This is a genomic window from Algiphilus sp., assembly GCF_965216485.1.
Classification (GTDB): domain Bacteria; phylum Pseudomonadota; class Gammaproteobacteria; order Nevskiales; family Nevskiaceae; genus Algiphilus.
The window spans coordinates 2,570,243-2,582,958 of sequence record NZ_OZ244162.1; the positions used below are offsets into that span (position 1 = coordinate 2,570,243).

Consider the following 12,716-nt stretch of genomic DNA (forward strand, 5'->3'; position numbering starts at 1 on the left):
ACAAACATAGAAAGAAAAAAGCCCGCTCGAGGCGGGCCAAAATTTTCTCCCTATGTTTTCACCAGGTCTCCTCCAGAAAGACCTCTGTGTCTTTCTCGCACTTGGCCCCCTGTTTACAGGGGGCTTTTTTTATGGGTGCTATTTATGCACCAAATATGCGCACTCCTGCAACTTTTTGTGCACTCCTCGGATTGTCAGCCTCCGGATCGGCCCCTTAACGGGGCCGAACCACGTCCGATGCGTGCGAACCTTCGCCGCGCCTTGTAATCAGGCTTCTGCAGCCAACGCCTTCATGGACAGGCGGATACGTCCCTGCTTGTCCACTTCGAGCACCTTCACACGCACGACGTCGCCTTCTTTCAGCACATCGGTCACGTTCTCGACGCGCTCTTCGGCGATCTGCGAAATGTGGACCAGCCCGTCCTTGCCCGGAAGAATCGTCACGAAGGCGCCGAAATCCATGATCCGGGCCACCTTGCCTTCGTAGATATCACCCGCCTCGATCTCGCGTGTCAGCGCCTGAATGCGGGCCACTGCGGCATCGGTCGCCTGCTTGTCCACTGCCGAGATGCGAACGATGCCATCGTCGTCGATGTCGATTGCCGCACCGGTTTCCTTGGTCAGTGCCTGAATGGTAGCTCCGCCCTTGCCGATGACTTCACGAATCTTGTCGGGATTGATCTTGATGGTGGTGATGCGCGGCGCCCACTCGCTCATTTCGGTGCGCGGCGCGGCGAGGACCTTGTTCATCTCACCGAGGATGTGCATTCGGGCTTCATTGGCCTGCGCGAGCGCTTCCTTCATGATCTCGGCAGTGATGCCGTTGATCTTGATGTCCATCTGCAGCGCGGTCACACCTTCTGCCGTGCCGGCCACCTTGAAGTCCATATCGCCCAGGTGATCCTCGTCGCCGAGAATATCGGTCAGCACCGCGTAACGATCGTCTTCCTTGATCAAGCCCATGGCCACGCCAGCGACAGGCGCCTTGATCGGCACACCGGCGTCCATCAGCGAAAGGCAACCGCCGCAGACGGTCGCCATCGAGCTCGAGCCATTGGATTCAGTGACCTCCGATACGACGCGGACGACGTAGGGGAATTCCTTTTCCAGATCCGGCATCACGGCCGCCAGTGCCCGCTTGGCCAGGCGTCCGTGACCCACTTCGCGCCGCTTAGTCATCAGTCGGCCGGTCTCGCCCACACAATAGGGCGGGAAGTTGTAATGCAGCAGGAAGGTGTCTTTGTAGGTTGAATCGATGGCATCGATAAGCTGGGCGTCGCGCGCAGTTCCCAGGGTCGTGATCGCCACCACCTGCGTTTCACCTCGCGTGAAGATCGTCGAACCATGGGTCCGTGGCAGTGCCTTGGCTTCGATTTCAATCGGCCGCACTGTGCGGGTATCGCGCCCGTCGATACGCGGCTGCTGATCGAGGATGCGATGACGGACGACTTCGGCTTCCAGCGTATGCAGCGCATCGCCGACGCGTTGCTCGTCGTAGCGCGCGTTGTCACCGCTGCACAGGGCTTCCTTCACCGCCGTCTTGACTTCCGCGACACGATCGCGTCGTTCAAGCTTGTCGGTGATCGCAAAAGCCTGCGCCATACGGTCGCCTGCTTCGGCGCGGACGGCCTCGAGCACCTCGGCCGCACCGGCCGGCGGCGCCCATTCCCAACGTGGCTGCCCCGCTTTCTCGACCAGCTCGTTGATGGCCTTGATGGCGGCTTGCATTTGCTCGTGCCCGAAGAGCACGGCACCGAGCATCACTTCTTCGGAAAGCTGCTTGGCTTCCGACTCCACCATCAGAACGGCCTCGTTGGTCCCCGCAACAACGAGATCAAGATCCGAGCTATCCAGTTGCGTAGCCGAAGGATTGAGGACGTACTGACCATCGACATAGCCCACTCGGGCTGCGCCGATCGGCCCATTGAAGGGCACGCCGCACAGGGCGACCGCGGCCGAGGCGCCAATCATCGCCGGGATGTCGCCGTCCACATCGGGGTTGTGCGACAAGACCGTGGCGATGATCTGCACTTCGTTCATGAAGCCGTCCGGGAACAACGGACGCAGCGGGCGATCGATCAGTCGACTGGTGAGGGTCTCCTTCTCGGTCGGTCGTCCCTCGCGGCGGAAGAAGCTGCCCGGAATGCGACCACCGGCGTAGGAACGCTCCTGGTAGTCGACGGTCAGGGGAAAAAAGTTTTGATCGGGACGGGCATCCTTCTTGGCGACCACCGTCACGAGGACGACGGTGTCGTCCATGGTGACCTTGACCGCGCCGCTGGCTTGCCGCGCCATCGCGCCGGTCTCGAGCGTGACCGTGCGGCCACCAAAGGGAAAAGAAATGCTAACGCGCGTATCGCTGGGCGCCATGGAATCCTCGATGTGGTAACGGGAGGGCCGCGCCTATCGGCGCAGGCCGAGCTCGGAAATCAGGTTCTGATACCGGCTGACATCCTTACGCTTGAGGTAGTCCAGCAGCTTGCGCCGCTGATTGACCATCTTCAGCAGGCCACGCCGCGAGTGATGGTCTTTCTTGTTCTTTTCGAAGTGCGGACCCAGGGTCTTGATGCGCTCCGAGAGCAACGCGACCTGAACTTCCGGCGAACCGGTATCGTTGGGCTCGCGCTGGAACTTCTCTACAACAGCACGCTTCGATTCTGCATCAAGGGACATAGATCAACCGCTCCGAAATTCTACTAAGGATGTTTGTAAAGCCCGCTATTGTAGCGGCGCTCAACTGGGGGATACAAGTAAATGCCCACTATGCGGGCAGCTGCATCATGCGCCGCGGAGCCACCATGCCGTCAGCGTCAATTTCGCCTAGGGCGAGCAGTGCATTGCCGGGGCCGTAGATGGCCACCCGGCCGCGCGACGGAGCGGCGGCGACCCGCACCGCTTCGCCCCGGGACAGATAGAAGGCGCGGGCCGCGTCCAGGGTGACGGCCGGCCAATCCGTAAGCGCCGCGGAAGGCGGCAGCAACAGCGCATCGAGGGCTGCAGCTCCCTGTTCTGCGGCAGCTTCCACGTCCGCCATAGCGTGCATCGCCGATGCGGCAAAGGGGCCCACGGCGTCGCGCCGCAGCCACGCGACATGCGCCAGCGCACCGCACGCACGGGCGAGATCTTCCACCAGCGTGCGCACATAGGTTCCCTTGGAGCAACGCACCTCCAGCGGCAGAATGTCACCTTCCTGGACGCCCACTTGCAGCGCATAGATCGTCACGACGCGGCTCGGACGCTCGACCTCGCCCCCCTCTCGGGCGATCTCATAGAGACGACGGCCCTGGTGATGCACCGCGGAATACATCGGTGGCACCTGCCCGATCTCACCGACGAAGTCTTGCGCCGTGCGCGCAACGGTGTCGGCATCCGGCCGAACCGCGTTCTCCTCGACCACATCACCCTCGGCATCACCGGTCGCCGTGCGCGCCCCCCAGCGCATGCCGACGGTGTACTGCTTGTCGGCATCGAGCAGGTAATGACTAAGCTTGGTGCAGGGACCGAAGCAGACCGGCAGCATTCCGGTGGCGAGCGGATCAAGACTGCCGGTATGGCCCGCCTTGGCGGCCGAATACAGGCGCCGGACGCGCTGCAGCGCGTGATTCGAGCTGAGGCCCTCCGGCTTATCGAGCAGCAGGATGCCATTGACATCCCGCATCCAAGGCTTGCGACGACGCCCCATGCTTACTCCGGTGCGTCTTCGTCGTTGTCGTCACGATCCCGGGCACGCGCCTCGCGAATCAGCAGATTCATGCGATCCGCCTCATCCGGCAGCGCATCCGGGCGGAAGCTGAGTTCCGGCACGCGCCGCAGTTTCAGGCGTTTGCCAAGCCAGCCGCGCAGCCGCCCGCGCACCTTCTCCAAGAAGGCGCAGGCATCATCCACGGGCTTGCCAAGGCGGCTGACGTAAACCCGCGCATTGCGTAGATCCGGCGAGACATCGACGCTGGTGATCGTGATGCCATCCAGACAGGGGTCGGAGAAGTGCTCACGCACCAGTTCGTCGATCTCACGCTGCAGCTGCACCGCCACACGGGCCGCGCGCGGGTATTCGCGGGTCGAAGGCACGACTCAGATCACCGCGCCATCTAGCCGCGTCGCCCGCCGCTTTGCTCTGCGCTGACCTTACGACGCACCTCTTCGCGGTCATAGCACTCGATCTGGTCACCGACCTTGACGTCGTTGTAGTTCTTGACCGCGATACCGCACTCGGTGCCGGCTTCGACCTTCTGCGCGTCATCCTTGTGACGACGCAGCGACTCCAACTCGCCTTCGTAGATGACTACCTGATCGCGCAGCACGCGGATGGGAAGGCCACGACGCACCTCGCCATCGACCACGAGACAGCCTGCGACGGCGCCGAAGGCGGAACTGCGAAACACATCGCGCACTTCGGCAGTGCCGACGATCTTCTCGCGCAGCTCGGTACCGAGCAGGCCGGAGATGGCGTCCGAGATATCGTCAATAACGTCGTAGATGATCGAGTAGTAGCGCACATCCACGCCGGTGGCCTGGATCCGCTGCCGTGCCTTGCCGTCCGCACGCGTGTTGAAGCCGATGATGATCGCCTCCGAGGCGACCGCGAGATCGACATCGGACTCTGAAATACCACCGACGGCGGCGGCCACGATATTGACCTTGACTTCCTCGGACGGCAGTTTGGTCAGCGCCTCGCTCAGCGCTTCCACCGAGCCCTGCACGTCGCCACGGATCATGATGTTGAGCTGCTTGTGCTCATCGCTGCCCATGCGCTCAAAGGCACGGTCGAGGCGTACCGCCTGAGATTGCGCCAGCTTCTGCTCACGCAGCTTCTTCTCACGCAACTCGGCGAGTTCACGCGCCGCCCGCTCGTCGGTGACCGACATCACCTCTTCGCCCGCATCGGGTGCGCCCGAAAGGCCCAGGACCTGTACCGGCGTGCTGGGCCCGGCGGATTTGCAGGGTGCGCCGCTGTCATCAAACATTGCGCGCACGCGGCCAAAGTACGGCCCGGCAATCAGCACGTCGCCCTGCTTCAGGGTGCCGTTGCGCACCAGCACGGTGGCGGTCGGACCACGACCCTTTTCAACACTGGACTCAATGATGGCGCCGCGCGCCACATCATCCACCACGGCCTTCAGCTCGAGCAGCTCCGCCTGCAGAACCACCGAGTCGAGCAGTTCCTCGACACCGGCGCCGGTGTGCGACGACACGGCCACGCACTGGATATCGCCACCCCAGTCTTCGACCACCACTTCTTCCTTGGTGAGTTCGGACTTGATCTTGTCGACGTCCGCGTCTTCCTTATCGATCTTGGTGATCGCGACCACCATCGGCACGCCGGCGGCGCGCGCGTGCTGAATTGCCTCGCGCGTCTGCGGCATGACGCCGTCATCCGCCGCAATGATGAGGATGACGATATCTGTCACCTGCGCACCGCGTGCGCGCATCCGGGTGAATGCAGCATGGCCCGGTGTATCAAGGAAGGTGATGCTGCCGCGTGGCGTGCTGACATTGTAAGCACCAATGTGCTGCGTAATGCCGCCCGCCTCGCCGGAGGCCACGCGCGACTTCCGGATGTAATCCAGCAACGACGTCTTGCCGTGGTCAACGTGGCCCATCACCGTAACGATGGGTGCCCGTGCCGTTTCCTGTCGCGCTTCATCGCTGCCCGCAGTGGCTGCTGCCACCAGCGCCTCTTCCTCGGCCTGCTCCGACACCGGGTGCGGACGGTGCCCCATTTCCTCGACCACGAGCACGGCCGTGTCCTGATCCAACGTCTGGTTGATGGTGGCCATCACGCCCATGCGCATCAGCGTCTTGATGAGATCGCCGGTCTTGACTGCCATAGCAGAGGCCAGATCGCCCACGCCGATCATCTCCGGTACGGCGACATCACGCACCACCGGTGCGGTGGGCTTCTCGAAGCCATGCCGATTGTCGACCTGCACGCGCTGACGACGACCGCTCTTCTTCTCGCGGCGACCGGACTTGCCTGCCTTGACGTGCAATTCCTTGCGCGAGCCCTTGTCGGGCTTAGCCCCGGCGGCGGGACGCGCCGGTGTCGGCGCCAGCGGCTGCTCGGGCTGCGTTGCGCGCATCTCGGCGGCGCGACGCAGGTTCTCGGCGGCGCGTTGACGCAGCGCAGAGGCCGCGCGCCGGCCGGAATCGATAATCTCGTCCTTCTTTGGCGCTGCCGCTGCCGGTTCGGCAGGCGTGGACTCGGCATCCTCCGCCTTGATTTCGGGTGCCTCGCCTTCAGACGACGCTTCAGCCTGCGCTTCCGACTCTTCGGGCTTTGCCTCGGGCTCGGCGGCATCCGACGGAGCAGGCGCTGGCGCGGCTTCTTCCTCGCGTCGGGCCTCCGCTTCCGCCTCCGCTTCGGCCTGTGCCTGGTCGGCCGCCTTGCGCTCGGCTTCCTCGCGCTCGGCCTGCTCGCGTTCCGCCTGTTCACGCTCGGCGGCTTCCTTCGCCTCGGCCTCCTTGCGCAAACGTTCGGCTTCTGCGGCTTCTTCCGCCTGGCGGGCTTCCTCCGCAGCTACGGCCGCCTTGGGGTCTTCGGCCGGCGGCTTCTCAAAGGTGCGGCGCTTGCGCACCTCCACGCTCACGGTGCGCGCGCCAGCGCCGCGACCGCCGCCCAGCTTGAGCTCGGTGGTGGTCTTGCGCTTCAAACCCATGCGGCCGCTAGCCGCTTGACCGGCACTCTGTTTTTCGCGCTTGGCGCGAATATGCTGAAGCAGAGCCGTCTTGTCGGCATCCGACAAGGTCGAATCCGCGTTCTCCACCTTGATACCTGCTTCCTGCAACTGCGTGAGCAGTGCATCGACGGGAAGCTTCACTTCCGTGGCGAAATCTCGAACCGTTACCGATGGCATGATGTTGTCGGGATGTCCTGATGCAAATGGGGGCGCTGACCGCAGGTGCGCGGTGGCCTATTCGGCGAACCAGTGCGCGCGAGCGGCCATGATGATTTCTCCGGCGGCATCCTCTTCGATGCCGATAAGCTCCGACAGTTCGTCGCTACCGAGGTCCGCGAGATCGTCGCGGGTACGGATACCCTGAGCCGCCAGTGAGTGCGCCAACTCATCGGTCATGCCCTCGACCTCAAACAGATCTTCGGCAGGCGATTCCCCGCCGCCAGTGATGGCATTGGCGAGCAGCGCGTCGCGCGCACGGGTGCGGAGCTCTTCGACAATCGCGTCGTCGAATTCCTCAATAGCTGTGAGCTCCTGCTCCGGTACGTAAGCAATTTCTTCCAGGCTGGTGAAGCCTTCCTGGACGAGGATGTCGGCCACTTCCTCATCCACGCCGAGCGACTCCATGAACATGTTACGCAGCGCCGTATTCTCTTCCTCCGTCTTGGCCGCAGCCTGTTCGGAGGTCATCACGTTCAAGGTCCAGCCGGTCAGTTCGGAGGCCAGACGGACATTCTGACCGCCACGGCCAATGGCCTGCGCCAGACGCTCCTCGTCCACCGCAATGATCATCGAGCGGGCATCCTCGTCCACCACAATGGACTCGACTTCGGCCGGCGCCATGGCATTGATGACGAACTGAGCGACGTTGTCGTCCCAAGGAACAATGTCGACGCGTTCCCCCGCCAATTCGTTGGAGACGCTCTGTACGCGCGAACCGCGCATACCCACACAGGCACCGACCGGGTCGATACGCTTGTCCTTGGCCTGCACGGCAATCTTTGCACGCAACCCCGGGTCGCGCGCCGCGCCGCGCAACTCAATCAAGCCCTGTGCGATTTCCGGGACTTCCAGCTTGAACAGCTCGAGCAGGAATTCCGGCGCCGTGCGCGACAGGAAGAGCTGCGGTCCACGTTGCTGGGGGCTGACTTCGTACAGATAGCCACGGACACGATCGCCGACGCGCAGCGGTTCCCGCGGGATGAGGTGGTCTCTTGGAATGATGGCCTCGGTGATGCCACCGAGGTCGACGATGACAGCGCCGCGTTCCATGCGCTTGACCACGCCCGTGATCAACTCGCCGACGCGCTCCTCATAGGCCTCGACCACCTGCGCGCGCTCGGCCTCGCGCACCTTCTGGACGATGACCTGCTTTGCCGCCTGCGCGGCGATGCGCCCGAACTCCTCGTTCTCGAGTTGCTCTTCGACATAGTCGCCGACCTGAATGTCCGGATGGTCCGCGACGGCCCGCGAATACAGCGTCTGACGAACGGGGGACTCGAATTCCGGATCCTCGTCATCCACCACGAGCCAGCGCCGGAAGGTCTCGTATTCACCGGTATGACGGTCGATCGTCACACGGACGTCAATGTCGTCGGGATAGCGCTTCTTGGTTGCCGAAGCGAGCGCCGCCTCGATGGCCTGAAAGATGATCTCGCGCTCGACGTTCTTCTCGTTCGAGACAACGTCGACAACGGTGAGTACGTTCTTGCCATTCTTATTCATGCCAGCAACGTTCCGTCAGCAGCCTTAGAGTGAGTATTGCGGCACGAGACGTGCCTGTTCGATTTCATCCAGCTGCACTTCCATTTGGATGTCATCGCAATCGAGCGTCAGTGCCGCACCGGTGAAGGCCGCCAAGCGCCCCTTGAACTTGCGCCGCCCTTCGCAGGCTTCGCGCAACCAGATTCGGATTTCCTCGCCCACAAAGCGTTCAAAGTGCTCCGCCTTGGTCAAAGGACGATCGAGACCCGGCGAGGAAACTTCCAGCTGATAAGCGCCAGGCAAAGGGTCCTCGACATCCAATAACGCCGAAACCTCGCGACTGACCGCTTCGCAGTCGGCAATCTCAATCCCGCCGGGCGAGTCGATATAGAGCCGCAGCACCGCGTTGTTGCCGGAAATGAACTCAACGTGCACCAACTCGAACCCTGCGGCTTCTACCGTCGGTTCGAGCAATTCAGCCAGTTGCACATCCTTTCCGTTCATGATCGCCAGGAACAAAAAGGCCCCGAAAACCGGGGCCTTTCGTAAAATCGAAAGTTGGTAGCGGGGGCAGGATTCGAACCTGCGACCTTCGGGTTATGAGCCCGACGAGCTGCCAGACTGCTCCACCCCGCACCGGATTCACACATTGTAACGAAACTGCCGCTTCAGATGAAGCCCCTCTGGCCTTTCCTGCTCAACCGGGCACGCTCGTCCTGCCTCGGTGAACATCTGTGGTGCCGACGGTGAGACTCGAACTCACACGGGCTTTCGCCCACTACCCCCTCAAGATAGCGTGTCTACCAATTCCACCACGTCGGCGGGGTCGCGCATTGTAGCGGCGACTTCCGGCAAGCGCCAGCCCTTATTCCGGAATGCTGGGACGGGACGGAGTGCCCGCTTCGTCTGCCCCGGAAACCGGTGCCTCATCCTCGGGAACCACCGGGCCGCTTGTGGCATTGGCACCGGCGTCATCCGCCATCTTCTCGACCACACTGCCGGCTTCGGTTTGCGCCATATCGTTGACCAGATAGGCCAGCGCGAGACTGATGCTCATGAAGAGCACCGCACAGACCGCCGTGGCCCGTGAGAAGAAGTTGGCGGAGCCGCGCGAACCGAAAACGGTACCCGAGGCACCCGCGCCGAACGCAGCGCCGGCGTCGGCACCCTTGCCCTGCTGCAGAAGAACGAAAGCGATAAGTGCCAGGGAGACCAGAACCTGGATTGCGACCAGAGCCGTGTACATGAAAATTCCGTGGTGTTTCGTAGGGCGGATGGCGAGACTAGTGGGCGCCGGCGGCCTTCACGATGGCACTGAACTGTTCCGCCTTCAGCGAGGCACCGCCAATAAGACCACCGTCCACATCGGGTTGTGCGAACAGCTCCGCAGCGTTGTCTGCTTTGACACTGCCGCCATAGAGGATCCGCACAGAATCCGCGATTTTAGCATCCGACGCGGCCAATGTCGCGCGCAGTCGCGCGTGGGCAGCCTGCGCCTGCTCCGGACTGGCACTGCGCCCGGTTCCGATAGCCCACACCGGCTCGTAGGCCACCACGGCGTTCGCAAAGGCGGCCACCCCGACCCGCGCCACAACCGCACCAAGCTGGCGCTCGAGCACCGCCTCGGTATTGCCGCTATCGCGTTCCTCCAAGGTCTCGCCCACGCACAGGATGGGCACCAGACCCGCTGCCTGTGCGGCCTCGAACTTGCTGGCGACACAGGCATCGTCTTCACCTCTGGTGGCGCGACGCTCGGAGTGACCCACGATGGCGAACTGCCCGCCACAATCCCGCACCATGGCGCCGCTGATGTCGCCCGTGTGCGCACCCGTACCCACCACGTCCGACACATCCTGCGCGCCAAGGGCGCAGTGACCGTCCGCCAGCGCGGCGCCGACCGGAATCAGGTAACAGGAGGGCGGACACACAACGACATCCACGTCGTCCACGCCGGCAACCCCGGCGGCGATGTCCCGCGCCAGGCGCTCGGCTTCCTCCCTTGTGGTGTGCATCTTCCAGTTGGCGGCAACGAATGGTGTTCTTGGCATGACGACTCCCTAGATGTGCGTGATGTCACGCGCGTCCTGCGCGCTTAGGCCGCCTGTGCCTGCTGGCGCACGGCGGCGGCAATGTGATCGGCCTGTGTTCGAGCCACGGCAGCCTCCTGGGCTTCCACCATGACGCGAATCAGGGGTTCCGTGCCCGACGGCCGCAACAGCACGCGGCCACTGCTCCCGAGTTGGGCCTCGGCTTCGGACACCGCCTGGCGGACGCGGGCATCTTGGCAGAGTGCCGCGGCGTCGGTACCCGCTCGGATATTGACCATGACCTGCGGATAGAGCGGAATCTCGGCTGCCAGCTGCGCCAGGCTCTTGCCACTGCTGCGAACGACCTCAAGCAACTGCAGCGCCGATATCAATCCGTCACCGGTGGTGTTCTTGTCTAAGCACAGCAGGTGCCCGGAATTCTCCCCGCCCAGCTCACCACCCTCGCTCTGCAACCGCTCCAGCACATAGCGGTCGCCCACCTTGGCCCGATGAAAGGCAATACCGAGGTCAACGAGGGCCTGCTCCAGCGCCAGATTGCTCATCAGCGTCCCCACCACCGGCCCGCGCAGCGTACCCGTCGCATGACGATGGCGGGCAAGCAAGAAGAGCATCTGGTCACCGTCCACCAGTTGCCCATTGCCATCCACCATCAAACAGCGGTCACCGTCACCGTCCAGCGCGATGCCGAGCTCTGCGCCAGTACTGATGACCCGCTCCTGCAGGGCTTCGAGATGGGTGGAGCCGCAACGCAGATTGATATTGAAGCCATCCGGCGCCACACCAATCGTTGACAGGCGCATACCGAGACGCGCCAGGACCTGTGGAGCCACTTGGTACGCCGCACCGTTGGCGCAGTCCAGCACCACCTGCATGCCATGCAGCGAAGGCCCGCTGTAGCTGTCCGCACAGAAATCGGTATAGCGGGCCTGGGCATCGCTGACCCGCTGCGCGGCACCCACCCTTGCCGGCTCGACGCACTCCAGCGGCTGATCGACCATCGCCTCGATCGCGCTTTCTATCTCGTCATTGAGCTTGTCGCCCGCAGCGGAGAAGAATTTCACGCCATTGTCTTCGTGCGGATTGTGCGAAGCGGAAATCACCACGCCCGCGGCGGCGCCCAGTGCACGAGTCAGATAGGCCACGCCCGGAGTCGGCAGCGGCCCCAGCAGGGCAACGTCCATTCCCGCGGCCGCGAAACCGGCTTCCAGAGCCGATTCAAACAGATAGCCGGATCGCCTCGTGTCCTTTCCGATCAGCACAGGCGCACGGCTGCCGTTGCCGAGCACGCGGCCAGCCGCCCAGCCGAGCCGCATGACGAAATCCGGCGTCATGGCGCCTTCACCGACGCGCGCGCGCACGCCATCGGTGCCGAAATAGCGTCTACCCATGCCTCCCCCGTCTGATTGATGCTGACGCAGTGCCCATTATCGCCCAAGCCGCGCGCTGCGCAGTGCCTGCGCCGTGGCGACGGCCTGCACGGTCTCGCGCACATCGTGGGTACGGATGATGGCCGCCCCCTGCCAGGCAGCGACGGCCGCCACAGCAAGGCCCGGGGCCAGACGCTCCTCGACAGGCAGGTCGAGCAATTGCCCAAACATCGACTTGCGCGACGCGCCGACCAGCACGCCCGCCGCCATCGCCTGGAAGCGGTCAACATGCGCCAGCAACGAGAGATTGTGCGCCAGTCGCTTGCCAAAACCGATCCCCGGATCGACCAGAATCCGGCTGCGATCGATCCCCGCTGCAGCGCAGGCCTCAACACGGGCGCGCAACCAATCCTCGACCTCGTCCACCACACTGTCGTACGCGGGTGCCTGCTGCATGGTCTGTGGGTCTCCCTGCATATGCATCAGACACAGCGCGCAGCCGCTGTCGCGCGCCGTCTCCAGGGCACCGGGGGCACGAAAACCGTTGACGTCGTTGATCAGGTCGGCGCCCACATCGGCAGCCTCCCGCATGAGCTCCGGCTTCATGGTGTCTACCGACAGCACAACGTGCGGCATTGCCTGGCGAAGGGCACGCAGCACCGGCAAGACCCGCCGCCGCTCCTCTTCCAGGGGCACCGGTGTCGCCCCCGGACGGGTGGACTCGCCGCCAATGTCAATGATGTGAGCGCCATCCTCCACCATCTGGCATGCGCGATCGATGGCTTGTCGTGCATCGAGAAAGCGACCGCCATCGGAAAAGGAATCCGGGGTGACATTCAGCACGCCCATCACGGTCGTACCGTCCGTGAGCCAATCGTGAGGAAGCAATTCGACCGACCTCTCAAAGTAAAGCGCCGGGCAGT

11 protein-coding genes and 2 tRNA genes are annotated in these 12,716 nt (G+C 63.5%); all 13 read right to left on the reverse strand.

The features are described 5' to 3' along the window. Positions 1-267: 267 nt before the first annotated feature. A complete protein-coding gene (gene pnp / locus ACOOFO_RS11970; protein ID WP_420426993.1) occupies positions 268-2,370 on the reverse strand; it encodes a polyribonucleotide nucleotidyltransferase in 2,103 nt (700 codons plus the stop codon). A gap of 33 nt (positions 2,371-2,403) precedes the next feature. After that, complete coding sequence (gene rpsO, locus ACOOFO_RS11975) at positions 2,404-2,673, reverse strand: 30S ribosomal protein S15 (RefSeq protein ID WP_420426994.1); 270 nt, start codon at positions 2,671-2,673, stop codon at positions 2,404-2,406. An 88-nt stretch (positions 2,674-2,761) separates the two neighbouring features. Then, the gene (gene truB, locus ACOOFO_RS11980) at positions 2,762-3,682 is read right to left on the reverse strand and encodes a tRNA pseudouridine(55) synthase TruB (protein ID WP_420426995.1); all 921 of its coding nucleotides are present in this window, start codon (positions 3,680-3,682) and stop codon (positions 2,762-2,764) included. Positions 3,683-3,684: 2 nt separating this feature from the next. Next, positions 3,685-4,068, reverse strand: a complete 384-nt coding sequence (gene rbfA / locus ACOOFO_RS11985; RefSeq protein WP_420426996.1) for a 30S ribosome-binding factor RbfA — start codon at positions 4,066-4,068, stop codon at positions 3,685-3,687. A gap of 20 nt (positions 4,069-4,088) precedes the next feature. Beyond that, positions 4,089-6,854, reverse strand: coding sequence for a translation initiation factor IF-2 (infB, locus tag ACOOFO_RS11990; protein ID WP_420426997.1), 2,766 nt, complete (start codon positions 6,852-6,854; stop codon positions 4,089-4,091). 57 nt (positions 6,855-6,911) lie between these two features. Further along, the gene (gene nusA, locus ACOOFO_RS11995; RefSeq protein ID WP_420426998.1) at positions 6,912-8,399 is read right to left on the reverse strand and encodes a transcription termination factor NusA; all 1,488 of its coding nucleotides are present in this window, start codon (positions 8,397-8,399) and stop codon (positions 6,912-6,914) included. A gap of 24 nt (positions 8,400-8,423) precedes the next feature. Continuing rightward, entirely contained in the window at positions 8,424-8,882 is a 459-nt protein-coding gene (gene rimP / locus ACOOFO_RS12000) for a ribosome maturation factor RimP (RefSeq protein ID WP_420429764.1), read from the reverse strand. Positions 8,883-8,937: 55 nt separating this feature from the next. Then, positions 8,938-9,014, reverse strand: a tRNA-Met gene (locus tag ACOOFO_RS12005). A 99-nt stretch (positions 9,015-9,113) separates the two neighbouring features. Continuing rightward, a tRNA-Leu gene (locus ACOOFO_RS12010) sits at positions 9,114-9,200 on the reverse strand. Positions 9,201-9,243: 43 nt separating this feature from the next. Then, positions 9,244-9,624 carry a preprotein translocase subunit SecG gene (gene secG / locus ACOOFO_RS12015; RefSeq protein ID WP_420426999.1) on the reverse strand — a complete coding sequence of 127 codons (381 nt, stop codon included), beginning with the start codon at positions 9,622-9,624 and terminating at the stop codon, positions 9,244-9,246. Positions 9,625-9,661: 37 nt separating this feature from the next. After that, positions 9,662-10,426, reverse strand: coding sequence for a triose-phosphate isomerase (tpiA, locus tag ACOOFO_RS12020; RefSeq protein WP_420427000.1), 765 nt, complete (start codon positions 10,424-10,426; stop codon positions 9,662-9,664). Positions 10,427-10,470: 44 nt separating this feature from the next. Then, complete coding sequence (gene glmM / locus ACOOFO_RS12025; RefSeq protein ID WP_420427001.1) at positions 10,471-11,814, reverse strand: phosphoglucosamine mutase; 1,344 nt, start codon at positions 11,812-11,814, stop codon at positions 10,471-10,473. A 36-nt stretch (positions 11,815-11,850) separates the two neighbouring features. Beyond that, positions 11,851-12,681: a dihydropteroate synthase gene (folP, locus tag ACOOFO_RS12030; RefSeq protein ID WP_420427002.1), complete on the reverse strand. Its 831-nt coding sequence runs from the start codon at positions 12,679-12,681 to the stop codon at positions 11,851-11,853. Positions 12,682-12,716 lie beyond the last annotated feature (35 nt).

Excerpts from the sequence above, each read along its gene's own strand:
- truB (WP_420426995.1), bottom strand. The coding sequence starts at position 3,682 with ATGGGGCGTCGTCGCAAGCCTTGGATGCGGGATGTCAATGGCATCCTG.
- rpsO (WP_420426994.1), bottom strand. The coding sequence starts at position 2,673 with ATGTCCCTTGATGCAGAATCGAAGCGTGCTGTTGTAGAGAAGTTCCAG.
- nusA (WP_420426998.1), bottom strand. The coding sequence starts at position 8,399 with ATGAATAAGAATGGCAAGAACGTACTCACCGTTGTCGACGTTGTCTCG.
- rimP (WP_420429764.1), bottom strand. The coding sequence starts at position 8,882 with ATGAACGGAAAGGATGTGCAACTGGCTGAATTGCTCGAACCGACGGTA.
- pnp (WP_420426993.1), bottom strand. The coding sequence starts at position 2,370 with ATGGCGCCCAGCGATACGCGCGTTAGCATTTCTTTTCCCTTTGGTGGC.
- glmM (WP_420427001.1), bottom strand. The coding sequence starts at position 11,814 with ATGGGTAGACGCTATTTCGGCACCGATGGCGTGCGCGCGCGCGTCGGT.
- secG (WP_420426999.1), bottom strand. The coding sequence starts at position 9,624 with ATGTACACGGCTCTGGTCGCAATCCAGGTTCTGGTCTCCCTGGCACTT.
- tpiA (WP_420427000.1), bottom strand. The coding sequence starts at position 10,426 with ATGCCAAGAACACCATTCGTTGCCGCCAACTGGAAGATGCACACCACA.
- infB (WP_420426997.1), bottom strand. The coding sequence starts at position 6,854 with ATGCCATCGGTAACGGTTCGAGATTTCGCCACGGAAGTGAAGCTTCCC.